Annotated in this window: 10 protein-coding genes and 2 pseudogenes; 11 read left to right on the top strand and 1 reads right to left on the bottom strand. The window is 44.9% G+C overall.

The window, feature by feature from the left end; translation table 11 throughout:
* The first annotated feature begins 51 nt into the window (after window positions 1-51).
* From ACFWMP_RS15875 to ACFWMP_RS15825, 11 genes and pseudogenes are all read left to right on the top strand, one after another.
* A complete protein-coding gene (locus ACFWMP_RS15875) occupies window positions 52-2,346 on the top strand; it encodes a chondroitinase-B domain-containing protein (RefSeq protein ID WP_379424198.1) in 2,295 nt (764 codons plus the stop codon).
* A 208-nt stretch (window positions 2,347-2,554) separates the two neighbouring features.
* Window positions 2,555-3,523 carry a glycoside hydrolase family protein gene (locus tag ACFWMP_RS15870; protein ID WP_379424197.1) on the top strand — a complete coding sequence of 323 codons (969 nt, stop codon included), beginning with the start codon at window positions 2,555-2,557 and terminating at the stop codon, window positions 3,521-3,523.
* A gap of 68 nt (window positions 3,524-3,591) precedes the next feature.
* Window positions 3,592-3,735 (top strand): annotated as a pseudogene (locus ACFWMP_RS15865) (MFS transporter); the annotation flags it as partial.
* A gap of 284 nt (window positions 3,736-4,019) precedes the next feature.
* Window positions 4,020-6,221 carry a M1 family metallopeptidase gene (locus ACFWMP_RS15860; RefSeq protein WP_379424196.1) on the top strand — a complete coding sequence of 734 codons (2,202 nt, stop codon included), beginning with the start codon at window positions 4,020-4,022 and terminating at the stop codon, window positions 6,219-6,221.
* Window positions 6,222-6,770: 549 nt separating this feature from the next.
* Window positions 6,771-7,166: a BlaI/MecI/CopY family transcriptional regulator gene (locus ACFWMP_RS15855; protein ID WP_042188476.1), complete on the top strand. Its 396-nt coding sequence runs from the start codon at window positions 6,771-6,773 to the stop codon at window positions 7,164-7,166.
* 411 nt (window positions 7,167-7,577) lie between these two features.
* Window positions 7,578-8,309, top strand: coding sequence for a hypothetical protein (locus tag ACFWMP_RS15850; RefSeq protein WP_341125049.1), 732 nt, complete (start codon window positions 7,578-7,580; stop codon window positions 8,307-8,309).
* Between the two features lie 75 nt (window positions 8,310-8,384).
* A complete protein-coding gene (locus ACFWMP_RS15845) occupies window positions 8,385-8,798 on the top strand; it encodes a BlaI/MecI/CopY family transcriptional regulator (protein WP_042188480.1) in 414 nt (137 codons plus the stop codon).
* The gene (locus ACFWMP_RS15840; RefSeq protein ID WP_379424195.1) at window positions 8,795-10,666 is read left to right on the top strand and encodes a M56 family metallopeptidase; all 1,872 of its coding nucleotides are present in this window, start codon (window positions 8,795-8,797) and stop codon (window positions 10,664-10,666) included. Before ACFWMP_RS15845 ends, ACFWMP_RS15840 begins: the two co-directional genes overlap by 4 nt.
* 534 nt (window positions 10,667-11,200) lie before the next feature.
* Entirely contained in the window at window positions 11,201-14,326 is a 3,126-nt protein-coding gene (locus tag ACFWMP_RS15835) for a hybrid sensor histidine kinase/response regulator (RefSeq protein WP_379424194.1), read from the top strand.
* 89 nt (window positions 14,327-14,415) lie between these two features.
* Window positions 14,416-14,604, top strand: a pseudogene (locus ACFWMP_RS15830) (DNA alkylation repair protein); the annotation flags it as partial.
* A gap of 25 nt (window positions 14,605-14,629) precedes the next feature.
* Complete coding sequence (locus ACFWMP_RS15825; RefSeq protein ID WP_379424193.1) at window positions 14,630-16,303, top strand: DUF6138 family protein; 1,674 nt, start codon at window positions 14,630-14,632, stop codon at window positions 16,301-16,303.
* Window positions 16,304-17,029: 726 nt separating this feature from the next.
* Here the strand turns inward: ACFWMP_RS15825 and ACFWMP_RS15820 are convergent.
* Entirely contained in the window at window positions 17,030-17,746 is a 717-nt protein-coding gene (locus tag ACFWMP_RS15820; RefSeq protein ID WP_379424192.1) for a hypothetical protein, read from the bottom strand.
* Between the last annotated feature and the right edge of the window lie 52 nt (window positions 17,747-17,798).

The raw sequence follows: 17,798 nt of genomic DNA, 5'->3' as shown, positions 1-17,798 counted from the left end.
GGGAATGATTCAATAACCATCATTTCATAATGGAAAGGATGAAAATGAATTATGGGAACCAAAAGTATGACGTTCATTATTTTGATCTGTATGCTGGTTGCGTTAATACCAGGAACGGCAAGTGCGGCTGATACGAAGTTCACAATTGGCAGCTCCGACGTGACGGCGAGCGGAGATGACGGCAACGTTCCAGCCAACACGGTGGACGGCGATTTCTTAACACGTTGGTCGGCGAATGGCGACATGCAATGGATCCAGTACGATTTGGGCGTAAATCGCAAATTGTCTTTCATCAAAATTGCATTTCTGAATGGGTCAAGCCGCACTTCTACTTTTGATATTTTGACGTCAATGGACGGTTCCACCTTTACGACCGTCAGCAGCGGAGTTGTGAGCAGCCTTGTGGAAGGTCTGCAAACGTTCGATTTTCCGGATGTCGATTCTACCCGCTATGTGAGGATCGTTGGGCACGGCAATTCCTCCAACCTGTGGAACAGTTATTCTGAAGTTGAACTCTACGGCACCGCGAACGGATCTCCGCCAGGCGCAAGCAAGTTGGCGATTACCGTGCCACAACTTATGGCCAGCGGAGATGACGGCAATATCGTCGCATATACAATCGACGGCGATCTTAACACACGCTGGTCAGCGAGTGGCGAAGGGGAGTGGGTCCAATACGACCTTGGATCGAGCAAGCGGGTGGAATACGTGAAGATCGCCTTCACCAACGGGGCGGAGCGAACTTTCGCTTTTGATATCCAGACTTCATATGATGGCTACAACTTCAGTACAGTGCTTTCGGGAGCGGTCAGCAGTCTGAGCAACAGCTTGCAGACATTTGATTTTGCCGATGTTGCCCCCGTCCGCTACGTTCGTATTGTTGGCCATGGCAACTCGGTGAACGCCTGGAACAGCTTTGCCGAGGTCGAAATTTATGGTAGCGATTCAAGCGGCAGCGGTAGCGAAGGGACGGTCGTCGAAGTTAGCACTTCCACGCAGTTGGCTGCCGAGCTTGCAACCGCTACGGCGGGTAAAACGATTGTGTTGGCAAACGGCACGTATTCGCGTACAAGCCCGTTTGCTGTTCAAAACAAAAACGGCACTGTCAACGCGCCAATCGTCATTAAAGCGAAAAACCGCGGTCAGGCTATCATCTCGGGAGCGTCAGGCTTCCGCATCGAGAACTCCTCGCATGTGGTGCTTGACGGATTAAAGTTTACGAACACAAGCAATGGCGCAGTGGTGTTGGAAGGCTCGCACCATGCGCGGCTGACCCGTAATACATTTGCGCTTCCCAGCTCGGGGAGCGGCTTGATGTGGCTGCAAGTGCGGGGCACGAACAGCCATCATAACCGCATAGACCGGAACGACTTCGGACTGAAGAGCGACACCGAACCGCTGATCGCTTACGAAGGACAGGATGGCTCAGGGCAAATTTCGCAATACGATATTATCGAATACAACTATTTCCATGATGTAGGCCCATGGGTAGCTAACGGCAAAGAGACAATTCGTCTCGGCTTGTCGGGTCTTACGCTCTCCCACGGCTATAATACGATACAATACAATGTATTTCAGAATTGCGATGGAGAGCCGGAAATCATATCGGTCAAGAGCAGCAGCAATTCGGTGCGCTTCAATACATTCCGCACGTCCAAGGGCAGCCTGACGCTGCGGCATGGCCATAACAACAGCGTATATGGTAACTTCTTCCTCGGGGACGGTGTGGAGTCGGATCAGGAAGGCATCCGGATGTTCGGCAATGACCATAAGATTTATAACAACTACTTTGAGAATTTGACTGGCGAAGCAATCTACTTGCCTAACGGAGACTTCGACGGCGGTACTGGAGGCTCACCTCCAAATCCGACGGTCGAACAATTGCGCAAACAATGGAAAGTTTACCGGGCGCTTATCGTCAACAATACGATTGTAAACAGCAAAACCGGTATCGTCATCGGCTCGGGTAAAACGTATGCTCCGCAGGATTCCATCGTGGCGAACAATATCGTATACAACAACACCGGCACGCTTTATTACGAGGCGGCGACAACAAATACGCTGTTCCAAGGTAACATCGGGTTTGGCAGCACTATTAGCAACATATCGCGCAGCTCGGAGCAGATCCGAAATATCAATCCTCTGCTGACTGCGGTGAACGGCATTCAGAAACTGTCCGCGAGCAGCCCGGCAATTGATGCGGCTGTGGGAACATACGCGTTCGTGCTGGCGGATATGGAAAGTCAAATGCGGGCGACAGTAGATGTGGGGGCAGACGAATATTCCGGCACGCCTCTACTGAATCGCCCGCTAGCGGCCGACGATGTGGGGCTGAATACGCCTTAGGATCGATATATGTGCAAGCATGCCGGCGGTTGGCTCGCTGGCATGACTTTGTCGATCCATTGATATATGGAGCAGTCCTGTTATTCACTTCATTTGGAAGGATGGGAGACCATGTTTCACAGCAATTATGGAGCAGCGGGAAAAAACGAGGTGACTGTACATGCATACTAGCACAATGTTGCCGGCTCCACGTGGCGGCGGCTTCCGTATGGAAGGTTATTGGGTATGGTGCGGTTCCGTCGTGAAGGGTGAGGACGGCAAATTCCATATGTTTGCCTCGCGCTGGCCGAAGACACTGCCGATGCATCCCGGCTGGATGACGGCTTCAGAGATTGTCAGGGCAGACTCGGATACCCCCGAGGGACCGTACCGATTCTGCGAGGTGGTGCTTCCGGCGAGGGGAGCGGAATATTGGGATGGACGCTGCACGCACAACCCCCATATCGTCAAGCACAACAACAAATATTTGCTTTATTATACGGGTTCGACCCATCCGCTAAGCGATCCAGAGCCGCCCGGGAATTTCGGGTTAACCGATCCTCAATGCATCGTGGCACGGGCGAACAAACGGGTAGGTTTGGCTATAGCGGACAGCGTTTTGGGCCCGTGGCGCAGAGCGGACGAACCGATATTGCCAACACGTCCCGGCCGATTCGATAGCTTTCTGACCTCCAATCCGGCTCCGTGTGTCAGGGAGGACGGTTCCGTGCTGCTGATCTACAAGGCACGTCACTACGAAGGCAACCTTCATGGCGGCATGACGATTGGAGTTGCGTATGCGGATCACTACGAGGGGCTGTACCGGGTGCTGAGTGACGTGCCGGTGTTTCCTCCAGAGTCGTTCCATATCGAAGACCCTTTCATCTGGCAAACAAACGAAGGATTCAATTTGATTGCCAAAGATATGGAAGGGCATCTATGCGGAGAAAAATACGGCGGCATCTACGCCAAGTCGCCGGACGGACTGAAATGGAGCTTGCATGGGCAGCCGCAAGGCTATTCCCGGACGGTGCGTTGGGATGACGGCACGGTGCAGACGCTGGGCAATCTGGAGCGGCCGTTCCTGTTGTTCCAGAACGGCAAGCCGACTCATTTGTTCGCGGCCGTCTCGGACGGCAGTGATGGTTTTAAGGACGCTTCTGATACGTGGAACATGGTTATACCTTTGAAGCAATGATTCACTGGAGCTGTGGCAAATTATTATCGGATACGGTGATCAAGACTGCAGCTACAAGCTTAAATGCCATTACGTTGGGAGCTTCCCTTGGTGATTGGTTTATCTCTCAATGGGGGATACATCAGCTCATATGAAGTGGAATCATATTCGCTTTGCTTGCTTTCATGTTGATTATGATAAAAATTAAAGTTTTTAGTTCAAGAGCCACATAAGACCCTTTTTTGAAGCCCAACAGGCGCTACTATATCGGCAGCCTGTTGGGCTAGATGTATTGTCAAGCCAAGTGCGGGAGCGGACCTCCTTGGAACGCTGTTTTATCGAGTTAGTGCAATACACTTGTGCAGAGTATCTGTTTTAAAAAACTATAAGTGATTCCTTTTTAAGGTTAATGTAAGGTTCCTTTAAAACTCGTGTAAAGTAAGAGCTTTATACTAGTCTTTGTACATACTCGAGAATCTACGATCATGATTAGGAACTTATCATTAGGAGGAGCAACATGAATAAACTTAAACATTGGAATACTAAACTACCGAAGTGCATGATTGCCGGCAGTCTTGTTGTCGCATTAAGTACAGGCCCTGTTTTCGGGACGGGGATAGCGATGGCGGCGAAACCAACGATTCAGAACGATTCGTTGCTAGAAGCCGATGCGGCTGTTCATCAGCTTGCGCGCTATCAAGTAGACGCAAGGCTTGATGAGAAGAAGATGACAATTCACGGTACAGAAACTGTGACCTATCGAAACAACACGAAGGATACACTGGACAATATTGTATTTCACACCTTTGCAGATGCAAACCGTTCAAAGGAAACACAGTCGGGTATGTTCGAAAATTCAAATGAACGAATGGCAAAGGAAAATCCGGATAAGAAACCTGAAGATTTCCTGGGCGGCATTGACATTAACAATGTGAAGTCGTTAGGTCAACCCTTGAAGTTCGATAATACGAATCAGGCACTTAAGGTTGTATTGGGACAAGCATTGCAGCCCGGGCAATCTATCACACTGGAACTTGAATTCGACGTAAAAATTCCTTATGGCTCACAGCGGTTGTCCCATTACAAGAATATCATCAATGGCGCTCATTGGTTCCCTGTGCTTTCGGTCTATAACCCTGCAGATCATACATGGGACAAAACTCCTTACAGCACTACATTTGAATCCGATTATTATGATTCTGCGGATTATCAGGTAACCATGAATGTACCCGCCGATTACCAGATTTCCATGCCTGGAACACTGACCGTACAGGATGCCGAAGCAGGCCGCAAGATGGTAACGGCCACTGCGAATAATACGAGAGAATTTGTCTTCTTCACGAGTCCCGATTTTAAAGTAGAAAGTGTTACACGAGATGGTCTGACCATACAATACTATTACTTTGATAATCAGAAAGACAAAAAACAGATTATCGATCAATATTTTGATCAAGCGTTTAAAGTCATTAACTTCTTCAGCGAAAAATATGGTAAATATCCTTATCCGGAGTTCAGAATTGTTGAATCGTACGTTGAAGGGATCGCTGTTGAATTTTCGCGAATGATTCAGATGGGCATGATCGAGGGTCAGCCAGATATTTCAAACCATTCAGCATTTGTCCATGAAATTGCGCATCAATGGTTCCACGCATTAATTGGAAATAATTCCGAGAAGGAATCATTTTTAGATGAAGGATTTGCCGATTTCTCTATGGTATATTTCTATGAGAAACAAGGAAATCCGTTAAATGGATTCAAGGTGATTCAATTCGATGAAGTATCGTTAGATAGTCCGCTTGATGCATCCAATGATAAGGTTGGCGATTCTCCCGACGCTATTTTTTATAAAAAAGGCCGTCAAGCCATCTATGAGTTGTATCGTACGCTTGGCGAAGAGAAGTTTGATAAGTTGATGCAGACATATTTTGACCAGTATGTATACAAAAATGCGACGATCGAAGGACTGCTTCAGGTTGTTGAGAACAAAGCGGGCAAAAAGGTCAGAGATGATTGGGAAGCGGATTTGCGTCAGCCCAATTATTCATTGAAGTCTGAATATCGTCTAACAGCGGACGAGGAAGCCGCTTATATGTACGAGCAATTTAAATCAATATACCATTCAGTGTTTGTGCAGTTTCCAGAGGTTCCGTCTGAAACGATGAGCCGAATTATCGATAAAACGTTGCAGGGCGAGCCGCTAACGATTATCTTGAGCGACCGTTTGACATCGGACAAAGCAACAAAACAACAGGATCAGCTGCTCAACCAGTTTCAAGGCTTCTTCCAAATAGCAGGAATAAAACCAACGATTATAACAGAACGTCAAGTATTAAAAAACAAGCTTAAGAAGGAGCTAGGGGACAGTAATATCATTGTCATCGGCAAACCGGATGCGAATGGGTTTGTACAAGCCTTGAAGTCCGGCATCATCAAGCGTGCTGATACAATCGGTTTTAAATGGCAGGAAATCATGAATAAGTCTAATCAATCCGGAGCCTACATTATCAAACATCCGTATAACCAGAATCGTCTCATGTTGCATTATTTTTGGACAGGGGACCAATTGAGTAATCAGACGGAAGATCCATTTATGGCTAAAGCATTGGAATCATTAAATTTTTCAAACCATTTCTATCAATATTATGTTCTAAATAACACAGGTAAGAGCAGCAGCGAACAAAAGATCGAAAATCCGTATGCGAAACTATTTGCAGAATAATAAATGACAGGGCAGTCTTAGTCCCAAGGGAGCTCCGTGGTCGTATTTTTTTGTTAACATAATAAGGATTCTCAGGAAAATTTAAAACCGCACAACAGGTGAAAATCTAAAAAACAAACGTTTGTACTGTTTTCGGGAATTAACTTTCAAAGATCATTTCGTGTGTTCCATGGTAGCCAAAACGTAGCGAACTTGGATAATTTCAAGAACACCGGTTAATTTGGGCTTGCTCAAAGTTAACCGGTGTTCTTTTTTATTTTTACGAGCTTTAAAAATGGAGAAAATTCTGTTTTTAATTGATACTAAACATAGAGGAATATGTTGAGCAAGAGAATGGACAAGAGGAGGCTATGTTTTCATGGACAAACGAAGGACAAGATGAGAATATAACTATTAACCTGCATTTGACTGGTTTATCAATTGATAATAGCTCGGCAAAACTTTATTTTTAGAATGAAACATAATGCAGGTTGACAAGATCAGACCACAATTGTACTATTTAAGTGTGACTACAGATGTAGTCATAACTTGATTTTGGAGGGTTTAGGCATGACAAAAATACCACCCATCACGGATGCGGAGCTCGAGGTGATGCGCGTATTGTGGGCCAGTCCGAATTGTCCTTCCAGCCAGGTCGTCAAGCAATTGGCGGAACAAGTGGGGTGGAGCCCGAATACGACAAGGACGCTCCTGAACCGTCTAGTGCAGAAAGAAGCGGCGGGAACAACACAGGAAGAGGGATCCAAACGGAACTTTTTGTTCTATCCACTCATCAGCGAACAAGAATATTTGAAGTCGGAGACTAAATCGTTCATGAAGAAACTGTATGGCGGCGCCTTGAAACCCATGCTCGCTAATTTTTTGCAGGATAAGAAGCTGAACGAGAAAGAAATTGATGACTTAAAAGCTTTGTTTGACGAAAATCGCAACAACGATGATCGATAAGAAAATTGATTAAAGGTAGAACCATTCAGCCTAACGTCGAACCGCCGCGTAAATCGCGGTTTTTTTATTAGTATAATTCCACAAAATTACCCAGCATACAATTGAGACGATGCAACACCCCCTAATTAAAAACCGATTTATGTAAAGACAGGCATCGCCGATTTAATCTTCCATGATCTAGGACTGCTTCCAACGCCAGATTTGCCGGAACCGGAACCTTGGGGTGGAAAAAAACAGCAATAACGAATCCATCGTACGATCAAACTGCTCTCCGGAGGAGTTTTTTTTATTTCATGGATACTCGAAAAGGGTCCGATAAAATAGTGTTGACAAAATATAACTACAACTGTAGTATTGAATTATAACTACACGTGTAGTTTTAAAACATGATCACAGAAAGGAGTTTTTCACATGAAAGCAGCATCAAAATTAGCCATCGCAACCCTCAGCAGTGTTCTACTATTGGGTTCATCGATGAACCTTGAGGTAGACGCGGCTTCTTCCAAGTCAGCCCAGAAGTCGACGGCTAAAAAAGCAGCCGTCCAAGCTCCAACGGCAGCGGAAAAAAAGGTGGTTGACGCAGAAATTAAGAGAGTGAAGGATTTGACCGCCAAGACTGGAGATACCTATGTCATGTACTATAAGTACAAGGCACTCAACAGCGGACTTGATCTTAACTACTGGGGGCTGACGAAGGAATACATTTCCTTTGATGAATATCTCCAGAAAGCATCAACCTTAAAAGGCGTTGTCTTGCAAAAGCCCTCCAACCTGCCAAAAGGTTACACTTTCTCCAAAGCGAGAATCGGAGGACCCTTGGGAGGCAAGTTCATCGATGATTTAAGAGCCGAAGGGAAGAAGAGCGGCAAACCGGTCTTCACGAAAAAAATGGACTGGAAAGAAGCCGACGATATTCGCCTGGAATACACGAACGGGGAAGATACGCTTGCGATTACGAAGTTTGTGGTGGATGCGAAGGAAGGGAAGAAGAAAGGTTATTTTGACGATAACCTTCCGGCAAACATTTTCCCAAAATACATTTATTGGCAAGATGGCGGCAAATTCGGATACAGCCTTTCAACTTCATCCGATATCACCCGAGAACAGAAGATTGAAATTCTAAAAGCAGCGGTCAAGAAGTGATAGGTTGCCTTGAGCATGCGCAGCAGTTCGCCCAACCTATGCATTCTGCGCAAGTTAGATTTGGAGGTTGTATATATGAACCGAATACCATCCATAACGGATGCAGAGCTCGAAATTTTGCGGGTATTGTGGCTAAATCCAGATTGCTATTCTAGTGAAGTTGTTCAACAAATGACGGATCGAATGGGCTGGAGCCCGAATACGACCCGAACGCTTCTTAGCCGACTGGTACAGAAGGAAGCGGCGGGCGTGAAGCTGGAGCAGAGTTCGAGGCGTATGCAATTATTTTATCCTCGGTTCAGCGAGCAAGAATATCAGCGTTCCGAGACTACTTCCTTCATGGAGAAGATGTATGGTGGTTCCATTATGCCGATGGTGGCTAATTTCCTCCAAGATGAGAAGCTGAATACGCAGGAAATTGAGGATTTGAAGACGTTATTCGACAATAGCGGCAGAATTGGGGAACTAGAAAAGAGAGAATCTAAATGAGTCCAAGCTTATACGAAACTGTTGTGTCATTCTTCGGCTGGGTGATCCAGGGATCGTTCATGGCAGGCATTCTGGTCATGCTGATCTTGATTCTGCAATTCTTATTCCAAAACAAACTGGAAGCCAGATGGAAATATTTGCTCTGGATACCCGTGGCGATCCGCTTACTGCTTCCTTGGGCACCAGAGTCTTCTCTTAGCCTTTATAATGTATTATCTCTGGAATCCTTCATGCCTGGCATTCACCAGCAAATGCAAGATCCATCGATAAGTGCAAGCGAGACAGGAGAACACGTAAAGGGTTCTGTTCCGGAGAAATATGGAATTGTAGTTGGGATAACGGAATTAACCGCATCCACGGATACATCGGGAAGCAAGCCGGAGAACCGTTTCTGGTGGAATGAAATTACATCGATGGGCTTTGTTCCAGTCTTGGTACTGATCTGGCTTACGGGTGTACTGCTTCTCGTCGCGAAAACCATATACGATCAGCTGCGATTGCAACATGCCCTGCGCGCTGGTAGCCGTATAGAAACGCCTTTGTTATTGGCCTTGTTCCATGATACACGGCAGCAGCTCGGCGTGAAGCGCAAAGTTGAATTTGTTTCCAGCGAGCGTATTCCCGGTCCGGCCGTCGTTGGGTTTTGTAAGCCGACAGTCGTCATCTCTCCAAGTCTAATGATGTCGCTGCATGAAGGACAGCTTCAGTATATCTTGGCGCATGAATTCGCTCATGTCCGTCGCAGGGATGTAGCCGTGAATTGGATCATGCACTTGGTTCTGATTCTCCATTGGTTCAACCCACTTGTATGGCTTGCAGTGAACAGAGCGCGACAAGATCAAGAGATGGCCTGTGATGCCTTCGTGCTGGATCGAATGAGACCACAGCAAAATAATGCGTATGGGCAGACGATCATCCAAGTGTTGGAACATTTCTCGGGAGACCATCGCCTGCCGGGACTTGCCGGCCTATCTGCGACACATAAACAAATGAAAAGGAGACTTATCATGATCAAACAATTCAATAAAAAATCATATCGCCTTTCTATCTTAGGGATGACAATCATTCTCGCGCTTGGCAGCGTGACGCTGGTCAATGCCAAAGAAAAAGATGATGGGAACGCAACGATAGCTGTTTCGGCACAATCAGAAGCTGGGGATCATCAATTAGATATCACCTATCCTGAGGAATTCAATGGATCTAAGGTAGACCGTGCGTTGTATAAGCAAGAAATGGATAAAATGAATAAACTAGCGGCGGATGCAGCTAAGGCACTTCCAGCAGAGGATAAAAAATATATCGACGATGAAATCAATCGCGTGAAGGAATTGGTTAAAGAGACGGGTGACACGTATGTTATCTATCATAAATATAAAGCGTTGAACAGCGGACTTGATCTTAGCTATTGGGGGCTGACGAAGGAATATGCTTCCTTCGATGAATATCTTCAGAAAGCAGCAACCTTAAAAGGCGCTGTCTTGCAAGAGCCTTCCAACCTGCCAGAAGGCTACACTTTCTCCAAAGCGAGAATCGGAGGACCCTTGGGAGGCAAGTTCATCGATGATTTGAGAGCTGAAGGGAAGAAGAGCGGCAAACCGGTCTTCACGAAAAAAATGGACTGGAAAGAAGCCGACGATATTCGACTGGAATACACGAACGGGAAAGATACGCTTGCGATTACGAAGTATACTGTGGACTCCGATGGAACTAAGAATAATGGATTTTTTGACGATGATTTACCGGCTAATGTTTTCCCAAAATACGTTTTTTGGCAAGATGGCGGTAAATTTGGATATAGCATTTCAACCTCATCGGATCTATCACGACAAGAGAAGATCGAAATTCTGAAAGCTGCAATTAAAAAATAACATCTCAAGGCAGGCGCCCATATCACCCTAGAACTAGGGTCGATATGGTTTTTTTATCTTGGAGCAATTGATATAAGTGAATGATTATCTTAGTAAATTGCTTATCATATAAAACAGGTGAGGCTTCTTCGTGAATATTAAGTGACATGACTGGGTTTATTATAGGTTCACAATGGTAGTATATATCGAACGTGAAAATATATTTTGTGAGAAGCGCAAATTTGAATTAGCAAAAAGCAAAGATTCTGAATTAGTTGATTCGAATAAAGCATTAGCTATGGAGAATGAATTGGTCTTGAAATATATGTCGATGTATGGTTGGCAAAAAGTAAGGGGAGGTTGTTATAATTTAATAAGTGAAGCGGTTACATATCAAACTTTGTGTATTTCTATATAATAGACATAAAGATGTCTTTATCGTCCGTTTCTCCTGTATTAACTGTGGTAAATTATGGAGAGTACTTATTTAAATGACTTAGAAGAAAATGACTAGGAGAGAAATATTTCGTGGAAACTCACTCATCCAAATATCAAATGAAAAAGAGCTATATAATATTATTGCTAGTTTTCATATTAGTTGTTTTAACCGGTTTTCGCATTTTATGGATGGAGACGTTTCAATATCCCAAACAGGCGTCAATTCATAATGGGCAATTCGATTTACGCAATTGGAATGCAGAAGATGGCAGCATTCACTTACTTGATGGGGAATGGGAGTTTTATCCCTCGCAATGGTTGATAGATGGTAATCGGCAACAATTGTTAGGCGATAATGCGCCAAGGCACATTCAGGTACCGGGAGGATGGAGTGAAGTTTTGCATGCTGACAAGCCATCTCCATACGGGTATGGCTCTTATCGTTTGCTTCTTTATGTAGACCCGGCGAAGCATCTTAATTATAGTATTCGTGTACCCAGTGTACGCACTGCATCAGAATTATATGTAAACGGTCGATTACTTACTAAATCCGGACAGGTGGCGACAACAAAGGATGAATATATTTCGAAGGACCTACCTTATTCTACAACCTTTACAGCAGATGACAACGGTGTAATCGAACTCGTGATTCAGGCTGCAAATTATGTGGATAGTCGAAGCGGGGGCATTGTCCGAACCATAAAATTCGGTTCAGAAGAAGCCATTGCCAAAGATATGAAGGCTTCCATTTTTATGCAGTTATTGGCAGCGATTATTTTTATTATGCACGCTGTCTATGCACTTATTTTGTATTTAATAGGAAATAAGGAAAAGAAGCTGCTTTATTTTAGTTTGCTTGCATTATGTGTAACGATCACGAGTGTCTTTAGTACGGATGAGAAGTTGTTCCATCAGTTATTTTACATTGGAATTGATTGGGATTTTAGGCTGACTAATATTGCTTTCGTTATTGCAGCCTATGCTTTGCTCCAGTGTACGAATCATCGCGAGCTTCCATATTGGCGTAGGATGTACCCTGTCTACAAAATAATGAATCTAGGGACTGCCGGCATCACGTTGTTTTTAAATCCAACTCAGGTGATCATGCTCTTCCCTATTTATTATGTATTAGGTGGTACTGCTGCAGTTATAACGCTGATTACGATGTTTAAAAAAGTAATTAAAGATTTAAAGAGCAATCTTTTACTGCTTATCTCTTTTCTTGCGTTGATGAACTATGCTCTTTGGTCGTTAATCTTGCTGGATAGCGGTTTGAGTCTTGTCTACTATCCGTTCGATATGATTATTGCGATAGCTTGTTTAGCCTCTGTATGGTTTAAAGATTATTTTATCATGCATGCGAACACGAAAGAGCTTGCGACAACATTGCAAAGGATGAATGACCATAAAGATCAATTCCTAGCAAATACTTCTCATGAATTTAAAAATCCGCTTCATAGTATTCTTAATATGTCACAATCCGTTTTAAAAAGGGAGCGGCATTTGTTGCAGGAAAGGAGTATCAAAGAGCTTGAAACGGTTTTATCTGTAGGACGTCGAATGACATTGATATTAGACGATTTGATTGATGTGATGAGTTTACGGGAAGGAAATCCGCGTATACACAAAAGAGTCATATTTATTCAGCCAATTGTGACCGGAGTACTTGATATGCTGCAATTAAATGCAGATGTGAAGTCTGTAAAAATTGCAAATCAAATTCCTGAAGATTTTCCGCCATTATATGCGGATGAGAACCGGGTTGTTCAAATCGTTTTCAATTTACTTCATAATGCTGTGAAATATACGAATGATGGGGTCATTTCGATTCAAGCTTTTGTAAAAGATGGACGAGCCTATATCGTTATTGCTGATACCGGGATCGGAATGGATGAGAACATGCTTAAGCGCCTATTCCGTCCGTACGAGCAAGCCAGCACGAATGAGACTATGATTGATGGTGGCTTTGGGTTGGGTTTAAGTATAAGCAAGCAACTGGTTGAGCTTCATGGAGGTACGTTAGTAGTGTCCTCTGTTTTAGGAGAGGGCTCAAAATTCACATTTTCATTAAGGCTAGCAGGTTTGGAAGTGGAGAAAGAGAATGATTTGACTAACTCATTTGAACCATTACAATCCATGCCGATTCAAGAAATAGCCTCCTCAGTGTATATGGAAAAAGTGAAGATTCCGCCAGCTACGAATCAAGCAACTTTAATAGAAATGAATCGTGAACGTCCGATTCTATTAGTTGTTGATGATGATCCTGTCAACCTTCAAGTACTTGAAGCCATACTACCACCAGACGAATATGATTTAACGATGGTAACGAGCGGTAAAGAGGCATTAGCTGTACTGGACACTAAGGAATGGGATCTGGTCATCTCCGATATCATGATGCCACAGATGTCCGGTTATGAGCTGACACGAATGATTCGTGAGCGGTTTACACTCACGGAGCTCCCTGTACTGCTCCTTACCGCAAGAAGCCAACCGAAAGATATTCAGAGCGGTTTTATAGCTGGGGCAAACGATTATGTGACGAAGCCAGTGGAAGCAATAGAAATAAAATCGCGGATTGAGGCGTTAGCTACGATTAAACAATCCGTTCGAGAACAACTGCGATTAGAAGCTGCATGGCTGCAAGCGCAAATCCAGCCTCATTTTATATTTAATGCGTTGAATGCTGTAACAGCTTTAAGTGATATTAATTTGGATAAGATGCGTAATTTGCTCGATGAATTCAGCAATTTTCTGAGGAATAAATTTGAATTTCAAAACATGGATAGGCTTGTTCCGATCGAAGAGGAGTTAAGTCTAGTACGTTCTTATCTATATATTGAAAAGGTTCGGTTTGAAGAAAGGTTACAGGTTATTTGGGAGACAGATGACCGTGGGGACATAAAAGTCCCATTTCTTACGATCCAGCCTCTCGTTGAAAATGCGATAAGACATGGCATAATGAAGCGCAATCGTGGAGGAACGATTCTTATTCGGATTTCTGTCTATGAGACGCATGCAGAGATAACCGTTGAAGATGATGGGGACGGAATAGATGGGGTCCAATTGCAACGAATATTTGAAAGGAAAGCAGATAGTCGTTCAGGCGTCGGATTGATTAATACTGATCTGCGATTAAAACGGCACTTTGGAACAGGACTCCATATCACAAGTACGTTAGGTACAGGGACAAAGGTAACTTTTCATGTACATAACAGGTTGAATAGCGGGGATAAAGCTAGGTGATATATAAGTGATTTAATGAGGAGCAACCTTGGCTGCTCTATGCTACAGGGAATTACGACGCTATTTACTAAGCAGGAGTGATCACGGGCGATTTTGTGGTAGCAGTGACTTTGGCAGAAACGGATATTGCGCCAGAAGTAGCCGATAAATGGATTGCAATTGGTGTAGAGCTGAAAATGTCGGCGGGTTGGAATTGTTACTGCTGGCTACTCGGAAATCGCAAGGATAGAGAATTTTCCGAAGGGAAAAAAACCGATATTTTGGATGCGATGAGCGAAGAAACATGTGGAAAGGCGGGAGACCATGAACGCACTACAGGAAGAAGCGCTGGAAGAGATGAAAGCGGCAATTTATGAGTGGTTTGAGGAACAAGAGAAACGAAAGGACGTGGAGGGCGCTGTCAAGCGTACCACGCTGCAAGTGGGCATTTTTAACGACATTGTGCTGGATTATCGACCGGGTAGGACTAGCGTTGGCAGTTCGGATTTTGGAAGGAATGCTTCAGGGCGCAAGTCGATGAAGGCGTCTCCTTTTACGCAGGAGGAGGTCTTGCATGAGGTGCAGCCCCGGTTGACGAGCATCGTAAGGGAGAAGCTGGACAAGTTGCATACGACGGCCCTTATCGACTACCGGTTTACCTTGAAGGGAAGATTCGCAACGGCAGACGGGCCCGTGAAATTAACGGTGTTTGACATCGTATATGAAGAGAAAAAGCGGCAGCTTCTGGAGCGGGTTGAGTCCTATATCGAGCAAAAACTGGTGAAGGGCGCTTACCCGACAAAGCCGCTAGAAACTTTCTTTTTGACACGCCATCTGTTGGACCCGTATTTGTTCAACGAACCGGACGTCGGACGGACGATTGCTATATTTGACCGGATTCAGGCATTGAATAAAGAACGGGTGCAAGCGCTGAGGGAGCATCGAAGCGATATCATTCGAGCTTTAACCCACTGGGCCGAGGAAGTATTCCTGCCACGTCACTATGATGTTACCCTTTCCAAATACAGAACCAATGAAAATGGAATCAAGCCGGATACGGATCTCAATCATATGGATGAGCCGAACCAGCCTATCGATCTGCTATTGTACGGCGCTGTGATGATTCTTCGTTACGAGCCAAGTTACAGTAAAGCCAAGGGCATGACTTTTCTGGAGCTTGCGAGGCAGCTGGGCAGCGGCAAAGCCGGACGCATGTTGAAGGAAGGTAGCGACACCTTCGCACGAGAAGACGTTCATCTGCGTGACGAGTTGACTGAATGCAAGGCTAACGATGTGTTTTCCATCATTACGGTCGTTATTCGTAAAGAAGAGGCTGGGGCGTACGAAAGGGCGATTTCATTTATTCTCTCCCTACTCCGGAAGGGTTTCCCAAAAAGCTACAAAATCAAGCTAAAATCCAGCGTGAGAGAGGCATTACCCATTAAAGGACTTGCCAAATCGGATACGCATCGTTTTTTCGCGAATGCACTGGCCTATTCCGAGCTGTATCCGTTATTGGAGGAATACGCTCGTGAGGCGATGGAAGAGTTTTTGTGGTATGAGGATACGGAAGGTGAGAAAAGCGTCATGCCAGGCAGTTATGCCGTATTCGGGCTGGGGCTCACGGACGAGCGTTATTTTCCGTTGGTAGAGACCTATATGGCCCTTGTAGACGAGGAGCATCAGCTGGTGCAGGACAAGTTCACGGCTGTTTTCGCCGAGACCCATGGCATAACCGAACGCTCGATGCCCGCCTTGGTCGCTTGCCTGCGTTGCTCTCATGATTCGCTGAAGCTGAGGATTCAGCCTGAACTGGAAAGTGAAGACAAGCTATCGCTATTGGTGCAGCATGTCGAGGCTTTACCGAATTACGAGGCCGAACGAGTGCTGTACCCGATTTTAGGCAAGGCGGAGAAGCTGGCTGCATTGGCTCGAAAGGCGCAGGAACCGCGTAAGGAGTTGTTGCTTCGATTGTTAAAGGCAGCGGAACAAGCTTGACGATAGGGAGGCTACCTGTGTGAAGATCATTTACAAATTTGCATACCACGTCACAAAACCTTGAGAAGATGATCGAAGCATTAAGATCGTTAAGCGAAGGAGCATGCCGCGGCAGCTCTTTTTACTTTTTTCGCCGCTAGCCCCGTTACGGGTGAACCGTATCATAAGTAGGGGAAAGTTTTTACAAATAGATCATTTAATATGGTCAGGGAACACACAGAGATACTATGATTTAATATGACTAGGTGGCATCTTACATTATGTACTCATTTCCTCCAAGAATAGATAAAGAAGCATTGCAACTTGAGGATTTTAACTCAATAGTCTTACTCGAAGCAAGTTAATAAAACAAAAATTTGGAGGGTAACAAAATGACTGTAGATGATCATGCTCACTTAAAGTCTGGTACGAGTTTCTGATGAAAGTCTTGATTGAAGAACATACGGAGGATTCCGGAAGAAAGGTTAGTGAGCTTACATCTGTATATATTTGTCAGGGGATAAGAACATAGTCCCATTAGAACCCGAGCCCCGCGCGGTTTTTGTATTTTAAGGGATCAAGTTCTTGTCCTTTACTCCAGACAGGAACTTGATCCTTTAGCCGTTAATGGACAGGAACATGGTCCTATTACCGATTTGGTATTAATAAAATGAGCTTGAAAATAATTACCTATTTCATTAAATGGATGTCTAATGAAAGGTTAAATACTTAATGTTGTGGCAACTTTCACTCCTTGGTTTCTTTGTCCTTACCGCCGATTTTAAGTCCTAACTTTCCATTATATTTGCCTACCTGTCCGGCAACTCCTAAGCCTGCTCCTTGGCCGCCGCCGAGTTGTGCCTTGGCCTGGGCTCCGAGACCATTTTCGCCGCCTAGCTGCAAATGGGTTTGGAGTCCCGCGCCTTGACTGAACCCCAAGTGTCCTTCGGCATCAGCACTCATACCGTACTCTCCTCCGACCTGCGCCCCCGTATGAAAACCTGCCTCTTGACCGCCACCTATTTGGCTTTTTGCCTGAGCCGCAATCCCGTAATTGCCGAAGGCCTGGGCTTCGGCATTGAGCCCTAGACCCTGGCTGCTGTCCAGATGAGTATTGCCTTGCGCATGGATTCCATATGAAGGAGTGCCCATATGGCCGCCCGCATACATACCCATGCTACCTAAGCCTAAATTCCCGCCAGCATTTAAACCAATGTCGTGTTTACCGCCTACTTCTATCCCGGTATTTAGCTTAATCCCCTGACCGCTGCATAAATTTTCGTTCATATAACCATTTATAAGTTCTTTTTTGGTGTTTTCGCTATCTGAGGGTATATCTGCCAGACTGCTTTCTGAACGGAAGAGATGGTAGTAATGAGAGTAAGGGAAAGGATTGTAACGGGTAAAGTAAGGGGATACGGATGGATCAGCCTGGCTGTTTGGATATTCGTTCCCAAAGGTCATCCGGGATACCTCCATTATTCAATTTATTACAACAGCCTATTCATGGATGACT

Source organism: Paenibacillus sp. NPDC058367 (assembly GCF_042723305.1).
In the GTDB taxonomy this organism is placed as follows: domain Bacteria; phylum Bacillota; class Bacilli; order Paenibacillales; family Paenibacillaceae; genus Paenibacillus_AQ.
Note: the sequence above shows the minus strand (reverse complement) of the source record. Positions and strands in the feature narration are given on the sequence as shown.